19 protein-coding genes are annotated in these 22379 nt (G+C 60.3%); 6 read left to right on the top strand and 13 right to left on the bottom strand.

Features of this window, described 5'->3' with window-relative positions:
- Positions 1–6 precede the first annotated feature (6 nt).
- The 3 genes from ACODR6_RS22445 to ACODR6_RS22435 form a co-directional block, all read right to left on the bottom strand.
- Entirely contained in the window at positions 7–897 is an 891-nt protein-coding gene (locus ACODR6_RS22445; protein ID WP_203431213.1) for a carbohydrate ABC transporter permease, read from the bottom strand.
- Positions 894–1853: a carbohydrate ABC transporter permease gene (locus ACODR6_RS22440; RefSeq protein ID WP_203431212.1), complete on the bottom strand. Its 960-nt coding sequence runs from the start codon at positions 1851–1853 to the stop codon at positions 894–896. The genes ACODR6_RS22445 and ACODR6_RS22440 overlap by 4 nt, the downstream gene beginning before the upstream one ends.
- 77 nt (positions 1854–1930) lie before the next feature.
- Positions 1931–3409 (bottom strand): ABC transporter substrate-binding protein, encoded by a 1479-nt coding sequence (locus ACODR6_RS22435; protein ID WP_203431211.1) that lies wholly within the window; start codon positions 3407–3409, stop codon positions 1931–1933.
- A 201-nt stretch (positions 3410–3610) separates the two neighbouring features.
- Between ACODR6_RS22435 and ACODR6_RS22430 the strand changes: the two genes are divergently transcribed.
- From ACODR6_RS22430 to ACODR6_RS22410, 5 genes are all read left to right on the top strand, one after another.
- A complete protein-coding gene (locus tag ACODR6_RS22430; protein WP_112716169.1) occupies positions 3611–4321 on the top strand; it encodes a GntR family transcriptional regulator in 711 nt (236 codons plus the stop codon).
- A gap of 53 nt (positions 4322–4374) precedes the next feature.
- Complete coding sequence (locus tag ACODR6_RS22425; RefSeq protein ID WP_449098999.1) at positions 4375–5541, top strand: mandelate racemase/muconate lactonizing enzyme family protein; 1167 nt, start codon at positions 4375–4377, stop codon at positions 5539–5541.
- Positions 5542–5606: 65 nt separating this feature from the next.
- The gene (locus ACODR6_RS22420) at positions 5607–6968 is read left to right on the top strand and encodes a mandelate racemase/muconate lactonizing enzyme family protein (protein WP_148195186.1); all 1362 of its coding nucleotides are present in this window, start codon (positions 5607–5609) and stop codon (positions 6966–6968) included.
- A 15-nt stretch (positions 6969–6983) separates the two neighbouring features.
- Positions 6984–8189, top strand: coding sequence for a mandelate racemase/muconate lactonizing enzyme family protein (locus tag ACODR6_RS22415; protein ID WP_489024582.1), 1206 nt, complete (start codon positions 6984–6986; stop codon positions 8187–8189).
- A gap of 189 nt (positions 8190–8378) precedes the next feature.
- On the top strand, positions 8379–9365 hold the full coding sequence (locus ACODR6_RS22410) for an aldo/keto reductase (protein ID WP_203431208.1): 987 nt from the start codon (positions 8379–8381) through the stop codon (positions 9363–9365).
- Between the two features lie 576 nt (positions 9366–9941).
- On the opposite strand, the gene ACODR6_RS22405 is transcribed toward ACODR6_RS22410, so the two are convergent.
- Positions 9942–10445: a 2'-5' RNA ligase family protein gene (locus ACODR6_RS22405; RefSeq protein WP_203431207.1), complete on the bottom strand. Its 504-nt coding sequence runs from the start codon at positions 10443–10445 to the stop codon at positions 9942–9944.
- Positions 10446–10790: 345 nt separating this feature from the next.
- Between ACODR6_RS22405 and ACODR6_RS22400 the strand changes: the two genes are divergently transcribed.
- Positions 10791–12647, top strand: coding sequence for a glycoside hydrolase family 15 protein (locus tag ACODR6_RS22400; RefSeq protein ID WP_489024579.1), 1857 nt, complete (start codon positions 10791–10793; stop codon positions 12645–12647).
- 498 nt (positions 12648–13145) lie between these two features.
- On the opposite strand, the gene atzF is transcribed toward ACODR6_RS22400, so the two are convergent.
- The 9 genes from atzF to ACODR6_RS22355 are packed head-to-tail and all read right to left on the bottom strand — an operon-like array spanning position 13146 to position 22363.
- Positions 13146–14942, bottom strand: a complete 1797-nt coding sequence (atzF, locus tag ACODR6_RS22395) for an allophanate hydrolase (protein ID WP_489024577.1) — start codon at positions 14940–14942, stop codon at positions 13146–13148.
- A complete protein-coding gene (locus ACODR6_RS22390; RefSeq protein ID WP_203431204.1) occupies positions 14939–15292 on the bottom strand; it encodes a cupin domain-containing protein in 354 nt (117 codons plus the stop codon). The genes atzF and ACODR6_RS22390 overlap by 4 nt, the downstream gene beginning before the upstream one ends.
- Positions 15285–15953 carry a cysteine hydrolase family protein gene (locus ACODR6_RS22385; RefSeq protein ID WP_203431203.1) on the bottom strand — a complete coding sequence of 223 codons (669 nt, stop codon included), beginning with the start codon at positions 15951–15953 and terminating at the stop codon, positions 15285–15287. Before ACODR6_RS22385 ends, ACODR6_RS22390 begins: the two co-directional genes overlap by 8 nt.
- On the bottom strand, positions 15953–17503 hold the full coding sequence (locus tag ACODR6_RS22380; RefSeq protein WP_112715953.1) for an ABC transporter ATP-binding protein: 1551 nt from the start codon (positions 17501–17503) through the stop codon (positions 15953–15955). Before ACODR6_RS22380 ends, ACODR6_RS22385 begins: the two co-directional genes overlap by 1 nt.
- Position 17504: 1 nt before the next feature.
- Complete coding sequence (gene atzD / locus ACODR6_RS22375) at positions 17505–18560, bottom strand: cyanuric acid amidohydrolase (RefSeq protein WP_130279540.1); 1056 nt, start codon at positions 18558–18560, stop codon at positions 17505–17507.
- Positions 18560–19261, bottom strand: coding sequence for a biuret amidohydrolase (gene biuH / locus ACODR6_RS22370; protein WP_203431202.1), 702 nt, complete (start codon positions 19259–19261; stop codon positions 18560–18562). Before biuH ends, atzD begins: the two co-directional genes overlap by 1 nt.
- A 9-nt stretch (positions 19262–19270) precedes the next feature.
- Positions 19271–20287, bottom strand: a complete 1017-nt coding sequence (locus tag ACODR6_RS22365) for a formamidase (protein ID WP_130279539.1) — start codon at positions 20285–20287, stop codon at positions 19271–19273.
- 19 nt (positions 20288–20306) lie between these two features.
- On the bottom strand, positions 20307–21233 hold the full coding sequence (locus ACODR6_RS22360) for an ABC transporter permease (protein ID WP_112715961.1): 927 nt from the start codon (positions 21231–21233) through the stop codon (positions 20307–20309).
- A complete protein-coding gene (locus ACODR6_RS22355; protein ID WP_130279538.1) occupies positions 21233–22363 on the bottom strand; it encodes an ABC transporter permease in 1131 nt (376 codons plus the stop codon). Before ACODR6_RS22355 ends, ACODR6_RS22360 begins: the two co-directional genes overlap by 1 nt.
- Positions 22364–22379: the final 16 nt, after the last annotated feature.

Below are 22379 nucleotides of genomic sequence, written 5' to 3'. Positions count from 1 at the left end.
AACTCCCTAGTGCTTGACGGCGCCCTCTGTCAGCGCGCGGACGAAGTATCGTTGCAGAAGCAGAAACAGGACGACAACCGGTACGCTCATCATGAAGCTGGCCGCCATAAGGCCAGGAAAGTCGGTGGTGTTTTCCGAAAAGAAGCGCTGGATGCCGACAGGCAAAGTCAGCTGTTCGTTTTTCGAAAGGAAGGTATAGGCGTAAATGTACTCGTTCCAGGCGCCGATGAAGGAGTAGATCGCTGTTGCGATGATCCCGGGCGTCGACAGCGGCACAACGATCAGAACGAAGGCCTGAAAGCGTGTCGCCCCGTCAATGCGCGCGGCTTGTTCCAGCTGGATTGGAATGTTGTCGTAGAACCCTTTGAGGAGCCAGATGGCCAGAGGCAAGCCGAAGGTGAGGTAGGTCAGGACGAGGGACCCGTGGGTGTTGACCAGCCCGATTGCCCGCATGAGGATAAAAAGCGGTACGAGAAAAATCACCGCTGGAAACATGTTCCGAAGCAGGACGGCAAAAAACAGAAAGTTCCGTCCAGGAAATGAGAAGCGAGAGAAGGCGTAGGCGGCCGGGACAGCGACGATCACCGACATTATGGTCGTCGCCGTGGAGACGAATAGGCTGTTCCAGAAGAAACGCAGGAAATCCTGGCCGACGCTGTTTTGCGGGTCGAGCAGCTTCTGGTAGCTGGCGAGCGTCGGCTGATCCGGCCACCATTGAGGCGGAAACTGCATTGCTGCGAAGCCCGATTTGATTGACGTGAGCAACATCCAAATCATCGGCAAGGCTGTGTAGAGCAGCATGAAGAGCAGGAAGATGCGCCCGCCCCATCGCCATGCATCGACGCGCGTGCGGTGGTGCGGCTTGGGCGCGTCTCGGGTCTGTGCAATCGTGCTCATTCGGCCGCTTCCTTTTTATCGTTGGAGCTGAGCGCGCGGACATAGAAGTAACCGAACGACATCAGGATCAGGAACAGCAGGACCGAATATGCAGATGCAACGCCCCACCGCTGGCGGCCGAAGGCGAGCTCGTAGATGTGGGTGATCCAGATGTGCGACGCGTTCGACGGGCCACCGCCGGTCATGATCCATGGGATGATGAACGAATTGAAGTTGGCGACCGCCAGAAGCAGGATCGTTACGATCGAAACGTTGCCGACATGCGGGAAGGTCACGTGCCAGAACCGCTGCCACGCATTGGCTCCATCTACTTTTGCTGCGCGCAGCAATTGGTCGGGAACGGTCTGAAGAGCGGCCATCATCATGATCATGGCGAACGGGAACTCGCGCCAGATATTGACGATGATGAGAGAAGGCAGAACGGTATCGACATTGTCGATGAAGTTGGGTGGCCGGTCTGCGAGACCGAGGCCGACCAGAACCGCGCCGATCACGCCGAAGTCTGAATGATAAATCCATTTCCAGATATAAGACGCGGCGACTGCGCTGATGACCCACGGGATAATCAGGATTGCGCGCAGGATCGCTCTGCCTGCAAAGTCGCGATGGAGCGCTAGTGCACAGGCAAACCCGAGAACGAAGGAGATGAAAGTCGACCCAACCGTCCAGATAAGCGTGTTCTTGGTCACCGTCCAGAACACCGGGCTTTTCAGGATGGCGGTATAATTGTCGATGCCGACAAAGATCTTGTCGCGCAGCTGCAGACCGGGCGGCGTGTTGAAGAAGGACAGTTCTATCGTATAGTATATGGGGTAGGCGATCACGATAAGCATCACCGCGATCGACGGCAGCACATACGCGTAGTCGAAGCGATGATCCCAAACCCTGCGCATCACTCCAGATCTACGGTTATGCCACCGGCCAGTGTTTTCGGCCTTTCCGGTCAAAATCGTCACTATGCAAAGCCCTCATCCGTGGGAAGAAGGCCGGCTGCAGATCGCTCTGCAGCCGGTCCAAGATCAAAGGACCTTGTCTAGAGGCCACCATCCATCAGTTCCTTGACCTTTTTAGCCGCGTCATCTGCGGCCTGGTCAACGGTCATCGCCCCGGTCAGCGCGTTTTGCAGCATGTCGGGCACGATGATGTTCATGATTTCCGGTGACTGCGGAAGTGCTGGGAAGGGAATGCCGTAGGGCAGCATGGACGTCGTCACGTCAAGAAACTTTATCTTTTCCAGCCGGTCTTTCATCCACTTCGTCTTGAAGCCGTTCAGGTTCCCGGGGTTGGATCCGACATAGGCGAGTTTCAGCGACCATTCCGGGCTGCTCCACATGCAGATGATCGCCTTGGCTGCGGGTTCATCGACCGTGCCGCCCTCGACATATTCCGGCTTGAGAATATGGATGTTCGAGCCACCGAAGACCACGGCACGCTTGCCGTCAGGTCCGGTCGGGATCAGGCCGTAGCGCATGTTGTCGATAACGGTCTGTGCTTTCTCCTTGTCCGTCGCCGTTGCTTTTTTCTGCAGGTCGAGCATGACGTCGTAATCGGACGGGTGCGAAACCATCATTCCCAGCTGGCCAGCAAGGAATAGCGGCTGATTGTCAGCCTGCTGGTTGGTCAACGCCGAAACGGGAACCGACTTGTCGCGGACATACATGTCATAGGAGGCCTGCAAAGCCGCCTTGCTTTGAGGGCTGGCAAGTTCGACCTCCTTGTAGGTCGGATCGGCGGATGCTTCGTCGAAGACACCACCGCCATAAGCCCATAGCTGCGGCATAAAACGGTATGGCGTATTGCCAGCGTTCTTGCGGGCCACGAGGCCATAGCCCGACACGCCAAGCTTGTCATGGATCTGCTTGGAATATTTTACGACGTCATCCCAGGTGGCTGGCGCCTTGTCGGGATCGAGGCCAGCGCGCTTGAATATGTCGGCATTCCAGATGAATGCCATCGTCTCGTTATTGGTCGGAATGCCATAAGGCACGCCATCCCAACTGACGGCCTTCATTGCGCCGGGCCAGAAGTCCTCTGTCTTGTAGCCGACATCCTCTGGCTTCAAAGGCTGAAGGTAACCCTTGGCAGCGAACTCGACGCCTCCGAGGATTTGCAGGCGGACGGCCATCGGTGCGGCGTTGCCGAGAAGCGCGGTGCGGAACTTGTCGAGAAGATCGTTGTAGGTCAGTCCCTGTTCTTCGAGCTGAATATTGGGGTAGGTCTTGCGGAACGTCGCGAAGAAGTCCTTGTAATATTGCCGAAGTGAATCGGGATCTCCCTCGAAGATACCCTGGTACCAGAAGGTCAGCCGCCCCTTATAGTCGAGGGGTGTTACCTTGCTGCAGTCCGCTGCGGTATCGAAGTCCTGTGTGCCGGCGATCGACCTTACATAGTCGGGTGACCACTTGCTCAGGTCGACCGATGCGCCCAAGGCTGAGGCAGACATCATCGACATCAGCAAAGCGGTTGAGACGGTGCCGCGCAGCACGGCACCTCCGAGTGAAATCCTCGTCATGGGTATCCTCCAGGTTCTCCCGAGCCGCTCGGTCCACGGCGAGCGCTCCTGTCCGCTGGGCCGCCTCCTCAAGCAGTGTATCCCATCAGACGGATTGCACGTTTTCAGATCAAGGAATGTCTGTCAATCGGCAAAATCGTACATTGTTTGAAGCCGATTTGCATGATAGGCGAGTAAGCCGAGTATTGGATGGGGATTATTTTGAACGAGACGAGCGATTTCAGAGCCGGACCACCTGAAGGCATCGATGCCGATGGAGCATCGAGCGAGGGGGCCTCGCTCTACAAAATCATCAGGGACGACATCATCGAGGGCCGGCTGGCGGCAAACGAGCGGCTGGTGGTGACCGATCTCGCCCGGCGCCATGGTACGTCCACCAACCCGGTGCGCGAGGCCTTGCAGCTTTTGCGAGGAGAGGGTTTCGTCACATTCGTGCCGAACCGGGGTGCGCGCGTCCGGCCGATCGATCAGGACTTTGTTCGCGATATCTACGAGATTGGTGTCCTCATTGAACCGGCATTGACACGCTGGTTCGTCACGATGGCAACCGTTGACGACATTGCCGAACTTGAGCGCATTCAGGATCTGATTGAGCAAAACGATTTTGCCGACCCGTTCAAACACAGTGAGTTGGACACGGCTTTTCATACGGTGATGTACCAGAAGCACTATAACCGTCATGCTGCCGAACTCTGGTGGAAGCACCGTGAAGTGCTGCGCGCAGTCGGGCGGCGGTTCAATTTCACGCTTGCCCGCCGGGCCGCCATCCTGAGTGAACACCGTGAGCTCATCGCGCATGTGAAGTCGGGAAACGCCGAGGCGGCAGCTGAACTCATCGCCCGGCACGTCGAGGGCTCCGGCCGTCATCTCCTCGAACACATGCGGGCGCGTAGCGCTCTTCGTGCGGGATAGACAAAGCCCGGGTGTAGACTCTCCTTCATGCCTCCAAGTCAAAGGTACCCCAGATGAAGATTACCAGTGTACGGCCGTGGCTCATCAAGTCGGATGCGTCTTACTGGGGCGAGTTCCTGTTCGTCGAGGTGACGACCGACGACGGGGTGAGCGGCTGGGGAGAGATCACAACGACGACGAAACTCGCCAATCGTGCGCTCTGTACGATCCTGCGCCAGATCGGCCAAGCACTGAAAGGCGAGGATCCGGGGCGCATCGAATACTTGTGGCACAAGATATTTCGCAGCTTTACCTACATGGGCAGCCGAGGTGCGGCTGTCGAATGCGTCAGCGCGATCGACATAGCTCTATGGGATATCCGCGGGAAAGTCATCGGCAAGCCGATCTACGAGCTTCTCGGGGGCCCGGTACGAGACGAGATCGCGCTCTACACCCATCCCAATCAGGCGAGGTTTACCAGCAGAGAGGCCGTCATCCGCGAAATCCGCGACATCGTCGATTCTGGTCACACCGGACTGAAGTTCGATCCTTTCCCCCAACAAGGACGCATCGCCGATGGTTACGCGCGAGAACAGCGAGACGGCTATCTTGACGGCACCATGACCCGAAAGGATGAGCGCGAAGCCGCAGAGCTTACCGCGCTGATCCGTGAGACGGCGGGTCCTGATGTCGACATCTTGATCGACGCCCACGGCCGTTTCGATGTCCCCACTGCCATTCGCCTTTGCCGAAGCCTTGAGGAAGCGGGGCAAATAGACTGGTTTGAGGAGCCTTGCCCACCCGAAAGCCTCAACGCTCTCAAGCAGGTCCGGGAGAAGGTAAGCGCCGCGATCTCGTGGGGCGAGCGCGGCCACACCAAGTGGGACTTCGTTCCGGTTCTCGAAAACAAGCTTGCCGACTACATCATGCCGGACGTCACCTGGACGGGGGGCATTACCGAACTGAAGAAAATCTCAGCTCTTTGCGAAGCTTATTATATCCCGGTCTCCCCGCATGACGCCGCCGGCCCGATCAACGTTGTCGCTGGCGCCCAGGTGATGATGACCGTTCCGAACTTCTACAAACTCGAGACATCGGAGTGGAACCTGGGCAAGTACGATCATCTCATCGACCGCCCACTCGATGTCTCAAATGGCAACCTGAAGCTCAGCCCCAAGCCCGGGCTCGGTATCGAGATGAACCGCGACTACCTTCAAGACCACGAGATTGCACTGGACTGACCAACGTTTTCGGCTGTGCCGGCCGCGCGGCGGCCAGCCCTGTCGACAGGAGCGAGGATCAACTTATGAAAGAGGCAGACGGAGCCGAAGACGCGCTCGATCGGGTGAACCAGAATTCCAAGCCCTCGGACCTTCGCATTACCGACATGCGGGTTGCCGAAATCGTCGGTGCACCCTTCACCTCTGCGCTTCTCAAGATCTATACGAACCAGGGAATCGTCGGGCTCGGCGAGGTCCGGGACGGGGCGAGCGCGACTTATGCTCTCATGTTGAAGAGCCGATTGCTTGGCGAAAACCCCTGCGACATCGATCGCCTGTTCCGGCGCATCAAACAGTTCGGCGGACATGGACGGCAAGGCGGCGGTGTATCGGCGGTCGAAATTGCCCTTTGGGATCTTGCCGGCAAGGCCTATGGCGTTCCGGTCTACCAGATGCTCGGCGGTCGCTTCCGGGAGAAGGTACGCGTTTATTGCGACACGGACGCCACCGTGCCGAGCGGCACGGAAACCGGCAAGCGCCTAAAAGAGCGCATGGATCTCGGCTTCACCTTCCTCAAGATGGACCTTGGGCTGATGCAGATCGCCGATGTCCCTGGAGCGGTGGTGTTTCCTGCAGGCTCGCTGGAAGGATATCGCGACAGCCCGACGCGCGGACCGTTGAAGACGGCGGACGAACGCCGTCTTCGCAATGCAGCCTATGACCTGCATAACGTCCAGCATCCATTTACGGGTCTGCACTTTACCGACAAGGGCCTGGACTTGCTTGAGCAATACATCGCCGAGGTTCGCGAAGTCATTGGAATGAATGTACCGCTCGCGATCGACCACATCGGCCATATTTCGATGCAGAACGGCATTCGCCTCGCGCGACGCATCGAGAAATATGTGCCGGCATGGCTCGAGGACGTGATCCCCTGGCAATACGCACAGCAATATCGGCAATTGCAGGATGCCACCACCGTACCGATCTGTACCGGCGAAGACATCTATCTCAAGGAGGGTTTTCAGCCGCTCCTCGACAGTGGCGGTGTTTCGGTCATCCATCCGGATCTTCTGACCAGCGGAGGCATCCTTGAGACCAAGAAGATCGGTGACATGGCCCAGGATCGCGGTGTGGCAATGGCGATCCACATGGCGGAGAGCCCGATTGCGGCGATGGCGGCTGCTCATGTTGCGACAGCGACCGAAAACTTCATGGCCCTTGAATATCATTCGGCCGATGTCGACTGGTGGGACGACATTGTGACGGGCCTACCAAGACCATTGGTGAAGGATGGTTTTATCACTGTGCCCGACAAGCCGGGGCTTGGGATCGACGATGTCGTCGACGAGGTCATCCTGCAGCATTTGCAGCCGGGTGTCGCCGGCATTTGGCAGCCCACTGACCATTGGGATGACGAGTATTCCTGGGATCGTACCTGGAGTTGAAGCGAGAAAACGAAGATGAAGATCACCGACCTGCGCTGCGCTGTTATCGGCAAACACCCCATCGTCCGGATTGTGACCGACGAGGGCCTCTATGGCCTCGGCGAGGTGGAGTTTACCAAGACTTACCTCAAGCCATGGGTATTGCATTTTCGCGACGCTCTGATCGGTGAGGACCCCACCGACGTCGAAAGGGTGATGCTGAAGATCCGCCAGCGCGGCTCGTTCAAGCCATATGGCGCGGCCGTGAGCGCCATTGAGCATGCATTGTGGGATATCGCCGGCAAAGCGGCTGGCGTGCCGGCCTACAAGCTGCTTGGGGGCAAGGTGCGAGACAAGGTGCGCGTCTATAATGGCTCGGTGCGCCGGAAGCGTTCGGGTGATCGGCCGGAGGATTACGCCGCCGACGTCAGATGGATGATGGAGCAGCCGCAGAATTTCTTTATGGTCAAGCAGGGGATCTCGTTCCACTCCAATATGAAGGATACGGTCGAGGATTTTCATTATGGTGTGACGCAGACCAAGGCGGGTTACCACGGCGCGATGGATCAGGGCGTCATCAGCGAGCGCGGCTTCAACCATATGCTCGACTGCGTCATCGCAATGAAGGAAGTGCTTGGGGACAAAGTCAGCCTGGCGCTTGATTGTGGCCCAGGCTGGATGTTGCCGGATGCGATAAAGTTTGCTCGCGCGGTCGAGAAATACAATCTGATGTGGCTGGAGGACATGCTGACAGGCGACTATGTGCCCTGGGTCAATCCTCAGGCCTACAGGGAGCTGACCACCTCTACCTCGACACCGATTCACACCGGCGAGCAGATCTATCTCCGTCACAACTTCAAGGAGCTGATCGAAACGCAAGCCGTTCGTGTCATCGGGCCTGACCCGGCTGATGTCGGAGGTATCGCGGAACTGAAATGGATCACCGAACACGCCTATATGCACTCAATCCTGATGGCCCCACACGGAACGGCAAACGGGCTCCTTGGTCTCGGCGCGTTGATCAATGTGTGCGCGACGCTGCCGGCAAATTATGTTGCCTTTGAATATCCGACCGCCTCGGATCCTTGGTGGGAAGATCTGATCATTGGCTTGCCGGAAGAGATCGTGAAGGACAGCATGGTGGATCTTCTTGAGACGCCAGGCCTCGGTCTCGACATCGACGCGGAGAGCGCGAAGAAATACCTCAAGGAGGAAGATGCAGGATTTTTCGACCTGAACTGAAATGTCATCAGCGCGAGCAACGACCAGGCGAAAAATAGCCTTCAACGAACGTGTCACCCCAAATTTCTCGGCCCCGCTGGCAGGTGTCTGAAGCAGCCAAGTCTTCTGCTGGAAGATGGGTGGGCAGGTGAGCGACTGGTTCATTGCAATGTCTGGCCGCCTTGAATTAAATCATAGAAGGAGGAAAAGATGCTCAAAAGGACGCTCGGCCGGCAGGGTCTGGAAGTCTCGGCTATTGGTTTTGGCTGCATGGGTTTGAACCATCACCGCGGTCCCGCGATGCGCTCAAGCGATGCGATCACTTTGATGCGAACGGCATTCGATCGCGGAGTGACCTTCTTCGATACCGCCGAAATCTATGGTCCTTTCACGAACGAGGAACTCGTAGGGGAGGCTCTCGCACCGATCCGCGACCACGTCGTGATTGCCACAAAATTTGGCTTCAGGGACGGGCGATCAAGCAATGGCCTTGACAGCCGGCCGGAGAGTATCCGTCGGATGGTCGATGCCGCGCTTGTCCGGCTTAGAACCGACCACATCGACCTTCTCTACCAGCACCGTATCGATCCTGACGTTGCGATGGCGGATGTTGCAGGAACGGTCAAGGATTTGATCGACGCCGGTAAAGTCTTGCACTTTGGGCTATCGGAGGCCGACGATGAAGCTATCCGGATAGCTGATGCGGTCCAGCCGGTTGCCGCCGTGCAGAGTGAGTACTCCCTGTGGTGGCGCCGCCCCGAGGCGAGCGTTCTTTCGACCGTCGAAGAATTGGGGATCGGGTTCGTAGCCTATAGCCCTCTGGGACGCGGCTTCCTGTCGGGGACGATGGGGCAAAGCACGAACTTCGCGGCCGACAACGATCAGCGCAAGACAAATCCCTATCTCTCAGCTGAAAATCGCGCGGCGAACCAACCGATCATTGATGCGATCCAGGCAATCGCGGAGGAAAAGCGGGCGACCGCTGCACAGGTTGCGATCGGTTGGTTGCTGGCACGGAAGCCATGGATTGTTCCCATTCCCGGAACGACGAAGCTGCAAAGGCTCGACGAAAATCTCGATACGCTTTCCCTTGAGTTCAGTGAAAGTGATCTGGAGAAAATCGATCGCCTGTTTTCGACCATCACGGTTCACGGTGAGCGCTACGCCAGCGCTCCTGCGCCAACGGCCGAACGATAGAGCGCCGGTTCCCGTCGCAGCCTTACAGAGCCATTTCAGGCTGCCATGTCCTATCGGCAAACGAGACATCTTACGCCGATGAGCCGCCGCCGCTGATCGTCCTTCTATCCAAGTGGGGAACTGTTACCGTCCGGAGATAATTCTGCAGATGTTTTGAGCCCCGTGCCTGTCACGTTTCCCCAAGCGTCTCTATAACCTCTAAGCCAGGCCGCATAGCGGTCAGGTCGACCTTGATAAGGGTTTGCAGACAGTAAGGCCCCATTTCGCGCGCTCAAACAACCAGCCTGCTCGGCGTCCTTGGTTTCCCTCATCAAGCTCATAAGGATCTCCACAAAAGCAAGATTGATAGAAAAATCTGGTTGATGTCCAACGTCGGTACTTCTCCCGCTGCCAATGTCAAGTGGCAGAGGCCGCGGGATTGGCGTCCAACCGCTGCAGGCCTGATCGTTCGCCAGAGCTTATAAAGTGGGTCTTCAACCATGCGTTGTCCATGATCGATTGCGTCACCCTTGCCATTCTTTGCGGCTTTCAACCCGTCGGCTCCCCGGCACCAAGCGGGCACAACAGCCAGTTGCCCTATCTCGCCGGATCGGAGAAGCTATACGTTGCCTCCAGCTTCCAGGGACCACCTTGGTAGTGCCATAGCTGATACCCAATCATGTTCAATGTCTTCGGCTCAAACTCATCGCGGAGTTCGTCGAACAACAGGTTGGCCTTTTTCGTGTCGACCCCGTTTTGCACGGTAATGTGCGGCCGCCATGGCTGAAGGTCCTGCGGGCAAAGCCACGGCTGAAAGCTGCGTCGCAAGGCAGCGCGAATATTGTTGAGCTCGTCGGAGGCGACCGCGAAGGCGACGCCACGGCCGAGGTGGTATATGCCGGTCGTTGTCACGGTCGCAGGCACGACGTCTGCTGCCAGGGCTGCGAGTGTCGTACGGATGTCTGCGAGGCGGATGTTATCGATTTGATGAAACATCGTCAGATGCGCGCGCAGAAAGTTGCGGGGACTGGGAAAGTGCCTTTTACGCAAGGCTTCAAACGCTGCGAGATCGTCATCGGGGAATGCTGCGGTCAGGATCATAGCATCGAGATAGATTGACGCAGTTAAAATACAAGCAGGGGCATCTCAGAGAAGCGCGCAAAGGCGCTCAGTGCGCTGGTCTGGCCAAACAAGCTACCAGCATCGCTCGGCGATCGATCGCCGGTGGAGAGATGAACGCCAAGTCGACACCACCATGAGGCTGTCGGGGCACGGCGCCGCCCGCTGCCGGGACCGGAGCGAAGAATGCAGGTAGCCGAGAAGGCAGGCGATCCTTACCACCCACAGACCTCCCTGTGCAATTAGCGCTTTAATGTTGCCACCGATCGCCACGAAACCGAATCTCGGTCGGCGCGTTTTGAGCAGGCAACATGCCTGGAGTGGCGGATGGATCGCCTGTCGGCAGGATACGACGAGATTGAACGTGAAAAGCAGGGAAACGCCATACCGCGTCCGATCTCTGATCATGGCGTTATCGGTGACCTCGCAACACTGGCCTTGGTCGCCAAGGATGGGGCGATCGATTTCATGTGTTGGCCGAACTTTGACAGTCCGACAATCTTCGCGGCGCTCCTCGATCCCGAAAATGGTGGAAACTTCGAAATCTCGCCGAATATCGCTGATGCCAGGGTGGTCCATCAATACCGTCCAGACACCAATGTTCTCATCACCCGTTGGATGGGCGCTGATGCGAGTGCGGAACTTACTGATTTCATGGCCGTCAACAATGGCGTAGCCGACACAGCGACGACGCTCGCGCGGCGTCTGAAGGTCACGCGCGGCAAGGTCCAGTTCACGATGCGCTGCGCGCCGCGTTTCGACTACGCCCGGCAAAAGATGGGCGCTATCGTGAACGGCAAAGCGGCATCTTGGGAGCCCTCAGCTTCCGTTCAGGGATTTCGTTTGTCGTCGAACACTGGCCTTTCCGCGGATGGCGCCGACGTCGTAGCTGGCGGTCTCCTGATGGCCGGAGAGACGGCAGATTTCATCCTTGCAGCTGTCGATCAGCGTCTAATCGAGATATCGGAGATTGATGGTTTCGAGGACGCCACCATTGCCTATTGGCAGGATTGGGCTTCGCAATCAACCTATCGCGGCCGATGGCGGGAGATGGTCAACAGATCCGCGCTGACGCTGAAGCTGATGACGTCAAGGCGCCACGGCTCGATTGTTGCAGCGGGAACTTTTGGTTTGCCCGAAGCGCCCGGGGGTAGCCGCAATTGGGATTATCGCGCGACATGGATCCGGGATGCATCCTTTACTATTTACGCCTTGATGCGACTTGGATACCAGCAGGAGGCCGAGGCTTTCAACGGCTGGATCGGCAAGCGCGCTATGAGATGCGGTTCCCGAGGCAAACTTGATATCATGTATGCCGTCGATGGTGGGCAAGTGCCGGAAGAGGTCAGTCTTGACCATATTCGGGGCTATGGCGGAGCGCGTCCGGTTCGCATCGGCAACAAGGCATCCGAGCAGTTCCAGCTTGATATCTACGGCGAGCTTATGGATGCGATCTATCTCAGCAACAAATACGGTCACGCCATATCTCATGACGGCTGGCGTGGCGTGCGAGACGTCATCGACTATGTGTGCGAGCATTGGCAGGATGCCGATGCGGGTATCTGGGAAATGCGCCGGGAGCCGCAGCATTTCCTCCATTCCCGGCTGATGTGCTGGGTGGCGGTTGATCGCGCGATACGCCTTGCGAGCAAGCGCTCGCTGGCTGCGCCTTTCGCCAAATGGATCGACGTGCGCAATGATATCTATGAGGACATCTGGGCCAATTTCTGGAATGAGGAAAACGGACATTTCGTTCAAACGAAGAATGGCGATAGCCTCGACGCATCCCTGCTACTGATGCCACTGGTGCGCTTCGTCAGTGCGACAGACCCGCGATGGCTGGCAACTCTTGACGCGATCGGGCGAACACTTTCTGACGACGGCGTCGTCTATCGCTACAAGAGCGCCGACGGTTTGCGCGGCCGGGAAGGTGCTTTCTCGGCCTGTTCTTTCTGGTATGCAGAATGCCTTGCGCGCGCCGGCGACCTGAAGAAGGCGCGGCAGGTATTCGAGGCGGTCCTCAACTACGCCAACGATCTCGGTCTTTATGCCGAGGAGTTCGATGTCCGCTCTGACCTGATTGGCAATTTTCCGCAAGCTTTTACGCATTTGGCGCTGATCAGCGCAGCCTATTATCTCGACCGTGAGCTTGATCGACGAAACGACCAAGAATGGCGGCCGTAAGCAATGGCGGTTGCGGATCCCGGCGTGCGAGCAGAAATCAATAGCCATCTGTCGAGCGCACGTTCAATAGCAGTGCCGGGCCGACTGGCCGGAGGATCCGGCTTGATCCGTGAGCACGCCACCCTGTCTTGGAGACTGCTGACCGCTCTGCGCGGCCGTCCCTTGCGAGCGACCGGTGCAAGGGAAAAAGGAGATCACGCTCGCCCGCGTGATCTCCAATTAAAACTGCTCCACGCCCCCGCAAAGCAGTCGATGCCAGAGAGGAACTGACAAGCTGAGACTGAGGCGGTTTGGTTAATGCAGCGTTAATGAACGACAACATGATTTTGCCGCTGTGAACAGCGCTGAAAAACAAAAACGCTTCATCGCATGGGTCAGCCGTGCGTCAACTCATGTGCCATCGACGGTTCTGCGAACATCTCTTGCTTCATCAGCACTCAGCGACATTGACCGCATCGACCGACGCGGCGTGCATGGCAATGGCAGGATGACGGGCAACTATTTGCCCGTCAGGAACGCGCGCCAGCCTCCAAATGCCGTAATGTCGGCACTGTTGCTCACTGCAGATGCTTCAACGAGGAAGCCCTTAACACTGGACCCATCGGCCAAGGCGATCGTCCCGATCCCTAAGGGGGATGGTATCTCGGCGACGAAACTTCCGAACGCCTCAGCAGACAAACGCCAAACCTCCACGTCGATTTGGCCGCCTTCTCCATCACGGATGCGAAGCAGGCCGGGCTTCGAAGGCTTCTGAGATGTCAATTCGAACAATCGGTACGCATCGGATGTCTTTGCGGTGCGCACAAAACGCGCGTCCCTGGATGTGAGTTGGGCATTGAGAGGCATGCCGCTCAGATGAGCTCCGACCACCGCAATTTCAATTTGGCCACGCGCGGGTGGCGCCACAGCAGCGGTCTTTGGAAGCGTCCAGCCGGTAGCACCCAGCGTTAGGCCGCTCGCCTGGTGAAGCCTCCGCGCCACGGCGCCAGCGATGCCGTCCTGGCCAGCTGGCGCAAGCAGCGTCACGCTCGATGGCAGGCCGTCGCGGCGCCGGCCACAGGGTACGGCGATGCCGCAGAGACCGAGCAGATTGACGAAATTCGTGTAGGTGCCCAGCCGCGAGTTCTCGCGGATCGGTTCGGCTTCCAGCTCGGCGACAGTGAAGTGCCGCGGTGCCGTCGGCACGCAGAGCAGATCGACCGAGGCGATGACAGGCGCGAGCTGCTTTTTATAGGCCTGAAGCGCGTAGAGGCCGCGGAAGGCGTCCGAGGCGGAGAGCGTCCTGGCGCCGCCATAAATCTTGCGGGTCACCGGATGGAGGCTCGCTTCCTTCGCATCAAAGAATTCCTTGACGGCGGCATAGCGCTCGGCGACCCAGGCCCCCTCGTAGAGCAAATCGGCGACCTTATAGAAATCGTGGAAGGGCAGTTCGGTGATCGCGTAGCCCATCCCGGCGAGGTCATCGAGGCTCTTGTCAAAAGCTTCAGCCATCGCCTCGTCGCCAAAGAACCGCAGATCGGCACGCGCCGGCACGCCGATTCTCAGAACCGGCGGCAGCGCCTCTAGCGCAAGCGGGCCGTAATCTCTCGAATAGGCGTCGGTTTCATCTGGCGCGGCCGCAGCCGAGAACACGCACCATGCATCGTCGACCGTCAGCGCGAAGACCGAGACGCAGTCGAGCGTGCGGCAGGCGGGAGTGACGCCCGATGTCGAAAGCGCGCCGAGGCTCGGCTTCAAGCCGACGATGTTGTTGAGGCCGGCGGGAATGCGGCCAGAGCCGGCTGTATCGGTGCCGAGCGCGAAGCTGACGATGCCCTGGGCGGTGGCGACCGCCGATCCGGAAGACGAGCCCCCTGGCACAAGCTTGGGATCGATGGCGTTGCGCGGTATCGGATAGGGCGAGCGGACGCCGACGAGGCCAGTGGCGAACTGATCAAGATTGGTCTTGCCGACGACGATGGCACCGGCCGCCTTCAGCCGGGCAACGACGGTCGCATCCTTTTCGGGCGTATAGGCATAGTCGGGGCAGGCGGCGGTGGTCGGCATGCCGGTGACGTCGATATTATCCTTGACGGCGAAGGGGATGCCCCAGAGCGGCTTTGCCGACGGGTCGAATGTGCCGAGTGCCGCTGCTTGGGCGAGCAGATCCGCCTTGCTGGCAATTGAGATGAAGATGCCCGGATCGTTTACCGCCGCGATGCGGGCGAAGACCGCCTCGATCACATCCTCGGCCTTTCCGCCGTCGGCGTAGAAGGCGTGCAGTGAACTGATATCGAAGGCTGGTACCGTCCTCATGCCATTTCCTCTTCCAAAATCCTCACCGGCCTGTCCCACTGGATCAGGACCACGCATCCGGTATCGCTCCACACGGAATGCTCGGTGCCTTCGGCATTGACGACATAGCTGCCGCGGCCGTAGTCGCCCGCCTCGTCGGATTGCGTGCCGTCAAGAACGAAGATCGTCTCCAGACCCTCATGCCGGTGCCGGGGGACGGCTGCTCCTGCCTCGTATTTCAAGAGCGCTATCCCCGGCTGGTCCGCCTCGAACCTGCGGATCCAGTGTATCTCCACCCCGTCACGGAATGGCTCGAAGGCCAGTTTATTCCAGCCGCCCAGCGTCAGCATCTCGCGCGTCGTTTCAGGCATCGGCGATCCCTTTCAGAATATCGTCCACATGGGCGGTCCAGCCGACGATCGCGCCCTGGGCGCGGATCATGTCGATTGCCGCCTTTTTGAATTCGGGGAAATAGCTTTCGGTCGCCTCCTCGGCGAGCAGGCACTCGTAGCCGCGGTCATTGGCTTCGCGCATCGTCGTCTGCACACAGACCTCGGTGGTGACGCCGGCAAAGACCAGCTGGCTGATGCCTTCCTCTTTCAGGATGTCGCCGAGCGGCGTTGCATAGAATGCGCCCTTGCCGGGCTTCTCGATAACGATCTCGCCATCGACGGGTGCAAGCTCAGGGAGAATAGCTGTTCCCGGCTCGCCTGCGATCAGGATGCGGCCCATCGGACCGGCATCGCCGATCCTCAGCGACGGGCTGCCGCGATCGCGCTTTGCCGGCGGCAGATCGGAAAGATCGGGCTTGTGGCATTCCATCGTGTGAATGACCGGCAGTCCCGCCTGGCGGAAGCCTTCTATCAGGCGCTTGACGTCGGGAATGATCCTGCTGATCCGGCTGACATCGTTGCCGAGGCTGGCGCCGAAGCCGCCGGGCTCGGCGAAATCACGCTGCATGTCGATGACGACGAGGGCCAGTTCGCCCGGTCTTGCCGGGAAGGCAAATGGTTCTGCCGCAATGCCGACCATCAGTGATGTCCTGCCATATGGGCGCCGATCACGCCGATGTCGGCACCGCGGGCTGGCGTTTCGTAAACCAGCTTGCCTTCCGAGATGACCATAATGCGATCGGACATTTCCAGGAGCTCGTCCAGATCTTCCGACAGCAGCAGCACCGCCGTTCCGGCGTTGCGCGCCTTCATGATGCGGGCTCGGATATCGGCGACAGCAGAAAAGTCGAGGCCGAAACAGGGATTGGAGACGATCAGGAGATCGACATCGCCGGTCAGCTCGCGGGCAAGCACCGCACGCTGCACGTTGCCGCCCGACAGAGCCGCGATCGGCGAGGCGGACGAGGCGGTCTTCACCTTGAAATCGGCAATCAGATCGGCGGCGCGCTTCTTCATCTGTCCCTTGCTCAGCCAGATAGCATCGCCGCCGCCGTCCTTGAGATCGAAGGTGCGGAAGGCAAGGTTCTCGCTGACGGTCATCTTCGGGGCGCAGGCGTTCTGCAGCGGCTCTTCGGGGATGAAGCGGACGTTGTGCTGGCGCGTTTCCGGCCGGGTGGCGCCGTAGCGGCTGCCCTTGACGGAGACGCTGCCTGCTTCCAGCGGGCGCTGCCCTGCGAGAATTTCTGTCAGTTCCTTCTGGCCGTTGCCGGATATGCCGGCGATCCCGAGGATTTCGCCCGAGCGGACGGTGAGCCTGTCGATCTCGATGGTCTTGAGGCCGGAGCGATCCGGTGCCTTGGCGGCCTCGACGGCAAGCACCATCGGCGCGCTATCGGAAACCGGTGTGCGGGCGTCGAGCTCGGCAAGCTTGACGTCGCCGATCATCATCGCCGCCATATCGGATATCGAGAGCTCGCCGATCTTGCCGCTGCCGACCAGCTTGCCGCGGCGCAGGATCGAGACGGCATCGGCAAACTTGGTCACCTCGTGGAACTTGTGGCTGATCATCAGTACGGTCAGCTCGCCGCGCTCTGTCATAGCGCGCACGAGCCCCAGCATCTCGTCGGCTTCGGCCGGGGTCAGCACCGATGTCGGTTCGTCAAGCACGATGAAGGAGCGGCCGAGATAGAGCTGCTTGACGATCTCAAGCTTCTGCTTTTCGCCGGCCGCCAGCTCGCTGACAGGGCGTTCGAGCGGGATCTTGAACGGCATGCGTTCCATGAAGGCCGCAAGATCACGGCGTTCCTTGGCCCAGTTGATGACTGCGGGCACTTCGGCTCCGCTGATCACCAGGTTTTCGGCGCCGGTTAGCGACGGCACCAGTGTGAAGTGCTGGTAGACCATGCCGAGGCCATAGGCAGCCGCATCCCGGGGCGAGGCGATCGCAGCCTCGCGGCCGCCGACCGATAGCGAGCCCGATGTGGCATGGTAGAAGCCCATGATGCATTTGACGAGGGTCGATTTGCCGGCGCCGTTTTCTCCGAGCAGCGCGTGAAAGCTGCCGGCAGGAATGCTGATCGAGACGTTGTCCAGTGCGGTGAACGACCCGAAGCGCATGGTCATGCCGAGGGTATCGATACCGATGGCCTTGCCGGCCTGGGGAAGGGGCGTGTCGCGAACGATGCTCACTTCAACTCTCCTTTTCAACGATGATGGCGACGGGACCGCCGCCGGAGGGACCCTGGTGTTCGGCCCCGCCGGAGACATAGAGATCGGTCATGCCGAAGACGCCGGCGAGCACGCCGCCGACGAAGGCGCGGGCATGGCGTGTGCCTGATATGTCGGAATCGTCGAGCATGGTGTGGCGCAGACCACCGACCTTTCCCGACGGGTCGGGCTCAGCCTTGGCGAGCACCGCGGTGAGACGGGCACTGGCGGGCAGACGATCGCGTGCCTTTAGCACGGAGGATGTGTCGATCGCATTCTCCATCACGGCATGGTCGATCGCGAAGGGACCGGACCAGCCGTTGCCCATGCCGAGCACGACGATTTCATGGTCAAGCAATTCGACGCCGCCGGAGGTGGATGCGCGGCGAGAGAAGATGGCGTAGCGCGTGCAGATGTCGGCGTCGGCAATCGAACCTGGGTCGGCCTCGCCGAGGGCGACGGCGGCACCGAGGGCGGAGGCACCGCGCGACAGGCCCATCGATTTCAGCGTGTCGCGGGTCGCGACCGCCTCGCCTTCGTTCTCGGCGACGCCAACGCGGGCCAGCGTCAGAAGCGGGCATTTGATCTGGACGAAATGCACGTCCCTCGGGTCATCGATGCCGGCATCGCGCATCGCCGCCTTCACACCGTTGGCGACCATCAGGATCTGCTGGCGGCGCCCGAGATGGTGGAAGGGAAGGACCGGCGTACGTGCGGTGCCGATCGCCAACGCGCGGCCCGCCGGCGCCTCGCTCTTTTCGCGGGAAAAGACCGTCCAGTGCGGCGACAGCGCGCCCTCCGTGCCGCCGGACATGACGAGGCAGACGCCGGTGACGCCATGCCTCGCGAACAGCGCTTCGAAGCTGCGGCTGGCAAAGCCGCGGGTGAAGTCGTTGACGCAGCCATTGCCTTCCGTCTTGCCGAGGATGGCAACGACGCTTTCCGGCCTCAGCCCGGCGGCAAACAGCGCCTCGACGCCGGAGACGTCGTCGGGGCCGGCTGCCGCAACGCGATAGACATGGGCACGCATTGAGGACATCAGGGCAGCGCCTCGATCAGAGTGTTCGAATTGGAGACCGAGCCGAACACGCCGCCCTGCATCTTCACCATCTTGATGGCGGCGAGATGATTGCCGTAATCGGTGGCGCCGCAGCAGTCTTCGAGCAGCAGGCATTCGAAGCCGCGGTCGTTGGCTTCGCGCATGGTGGTCGAGACGCAGACATCAGTGGTGATGCCGGTCAGGATGATGTTTTCGATACGCTTCTGGTTGAGGATCAGCTCCAGGTCGGTGGCGCAGAAGGAACCCTTGCCGGGCTTGTCGATGATCGTCTCGCCGGCGACCGGGTACAGTTCGGGGATGATGTCCCAGCCTGGTTCGCCACGGGTGAGAATGCGGCCGCAGGGGCCGGGATCGCCGATGCCGGCGCCGATGCGTTGCGAACGCCAGCGCTTGTTGGCCGGCAGGTCGGCGAGATCGGGCCGGTGGCCCTCGCGGGTATGGATGATGTGATAGCCCTTGGCACGCATGGCTGTAAGCACCGCCTTGATCGGCTCGATCGGTGCCTGGACCAGCGACAGGTCGTAGCCCATGTGATCGACATAGCCGCCCTTGCCGCAGAAATCGGTCTGCATGTCGATGATGATGAGAGCGGTATTGTCGGGTCGCAGCGCGCCATTATACGGCCAGGGATAGGGGTCGGCGGTGATGTAATGCATCTTGGTCTCGACCAGAGTGTCCATCGTCTTGTCCTATTCGGCAGCGGGTTTGAGGGTTTCGCCGTAGCGGCGTGCCGGCGTGTCGAAGCCGCAGGAGGTGCCGTCGGTGACCTTGATCTGGTCTTCCCAGGGCAAGCGGTAGCGGCCGGCGATCAGGTCGTGCATGTAGCTGTAGGGCGCGTCACCGGCGCCACCCGATACCGCGACATAACCGCGATGGCCGAACTGGTAGATGTTGTTTTCGACACCCCAGCCGAGACGTGCCTCTCGGACGAGATCGGGACGGACCTCGGCGGTGATGATCTCGTTGACGCGGCCGGATGTGCCGTGAGCGATGATCGTGCCGTCGAAATTGCAGATCATGCCTTCGCCCATGGAATCGAAGGTGCCGTCGGAGCCGCACATGCAGACACTGGCGGTGACCATGAGATTGCAGAAGGCGTTGGACTGGTTGGTGAACTTCCAGCTGTCGCGGATCGGCGCGGTATAGCCCGCCGTGCGGATCATGATCTCGGCGCCCTTGTAGGCGCATTCGCGGGCCATTTCCGGGAACATGCCGTCGTGGCAGATGATCAGCGCAAGCTTCGCGCCCTTCGGGCCGTCGATCACGGGAATGCCAAGATCGCCGGGCTCCCATGGCTCGATCGGGACCCAGGGATGCATCTTGCGATAGTAGAGCTTGAGCTCGCCCTGATCGTCGATGACGATGCCGGAATTGTAGGGCATGCCGCCGGGGTTCAGCTCCATGATCGAGAAGCAGCCCCAGATGGCGTTGTCGCGGCAGGCCTGCTTGAAGGCGGCGACTTCAGGACCGTCGAGGCTGCACATGATATCCGGATTGATGTCCATCGACAGGCCGTGCAGGGCATATTCGGGGAAGACCACGAGATCCATGCCCGGCTGATTGCGTCTCGCCTTGCCGACGAGATAGACGATCACCTGCGTCTGGCGCGCAAGGTCCGCCCTGGTGACGGTGACCGGCAATTGCAGCTGGACGAGGCCGATGCCGACACCGTGCTCCGATTTGTTCAAACCGCCTAGGCCGTTCATGGCTGGGCTCCTTTCTGGTTCATTTCGTCAGTGACAGGGCGCCCGGCGCGCCCGTCAGCGAGCGGTTGGGCGACGAGGTGGCGATCAAGATGGCGAGCGTCAGCACGTAGGGGGCGGCGTAGAAGAGGTAATAGCCCTGCGTGACGCCGACCGACTGCAATGCCGGACCAAGCGCACCGGCGCCGCCGAAGAGCAGTGCCGCAAAGAAGCAGCCGATCGGGTTCCAGCGCGCGAAGATGACGAGCGCGACGGCCATCAGGCCCTGTCCGGAGGAGATCCCCTCGTTCCAGGAGCCGGGATAGTAGAGCGACAGATAGGCGCCGCCGATCGCTGCCAGCGAGCCGCCGGTGGCCGTGGCGAGCAGACGGACGCGGTCCGGATTGATGCCCATGGCACGCGCCGCATCGGTACTGTCGCCGACGACCCGCAGGATCAGTCCGACGCGCATGTTCCGGAACGCCCACCAGAGCAGGAATGCCAACGCGGCGCCGATGACAAACAGCACATTGATGTTCAGGGCGGCCTGTATCTGCGGGCTCGCCGACCAGAAGCCAAGCGGGATGGCCGGCAGGCGCGGGGCAACCGGCTGGATGAACGGCTTGCCGAGGAAGAAGGCGAGGCCAAGCCCGAACTGCATCATGGCGATGCCGATGGCGATATCGTTGACCTTCGGCCATTTACAGATCCAGCCGTGCACCAAGCCGAAGATCGCGCCCGACCCCATCGCGGCGAGTACGCCGAGCCAGGGAGAACCGGTCATGACGGCGATGGCATAGGCGGTCATGGCGCCGAAGACGAGCGTGCCTTCGAGGCCGAGATTGATGCGGCCGGAGCGTTCGGTGATCGTCTCGCCGAGACTGACGAAGATGAAGGGGGTGGAGACGCGGATCGCGCCGGCCAGGATTGCAAGCGGAACACCCCAGATGCCGATGCCTGAACTTTCCATCACTGGTTCCTTTTCCAGAGGTCCGGATTGAAGATCTTGAAGCGGCCGTAGAAGGTCTCGCAGAACAGGATGACGATGAAGAGCGTGCCCTGGAGGACGAGAACCGTGGCGTCCGGCAGGCCCATGCGCCGCTGGATCAGACCGCCCGAGGCATCGATGCCGCCGAGCAGGATGGCAACGGGGATGATGGCCAGCGGATTATGCCGCGCAAGGAAGGCGACGAGGATGCCTGTATAGCCGTAGCCGGCCGCAAGCGAAGCATTGGCGCCGCCCTGGACGGCCGCCACCTCGATCATGCCCGCCAGTCCGGCAAAACTCCCGGCGATCGCGGTGAAGCCGGTGATCAGCCTGCCGACCGGCAGGCCCTGGATCTGGGCGGCGCGGACGTTGCCGCCGGCGATGCGCGCGGCAAAGCCGTAGCTGGTCGCCTCGATCAGCAACCAGGAGAGGATGCAGGCGGCGATGCCGATCGCCAGACCCCAATGGACGTCCATGCCGGGGATCTTGCCGAGCATGTATTCGGCCGGTAACGGCGCGGTGGATGGCTTGTTGAGACTGGCCGGATCGCGCAGCGGTCCCTCGACGAACTGGTTCATCAGGGCAATGGCGATATAGGCGAGCAGCAGCGAGGAGATCGTCTCGTTGACGCCGCGATAGTGGCGCAGGAAGCCGGCAAGGCCGATCCACAAGCCGCCTGCAACCATTGCCGCCAGGCCCATCAGGATCAGCGTCGGCCAGACCGGCGCAAAGCCGACGAGTGGCAGAGCGATCGCCGCCGCTGCGACCCCTCCGAGCACGACAGCGCCTTCGCCGCCGATGATGACGAGGCCGAGACGGGCGGGAAGTGCTACGCAGAGTGCCGTCAGCAGCAGAGGGGAAGCTCGGCTCAGGCAGTTCTGGATCGAAAACCAGCTGCCGAAACCGCCGGTATACATCAGCTGGAAGAGCATCGCCGGCGACTTGCCGATGATGAGGATGAAGAGGGAGAAGAGCGCGAGCCCGATCAGGATGGCCACGAGCCCGATGGCGACGGGCTCGGTGCGCCGCGCCAGCCATTCGATGGCCGGGCGCAGCGAGGCGGGCTTGGCAGGAGCGGCTGTCATTGCGGGATCGTGGGTCTCGACCGTCATGGCACTTCTCCCTTCA

The organism is Rhizobium sp. FG96 (genome assembly GCF_057808655.1).
The sequence above is the reverse complement of the archived record's forward strand: the minus strand, read 5'-3'. Positions and strand labels throughout refer to the sequence as shown.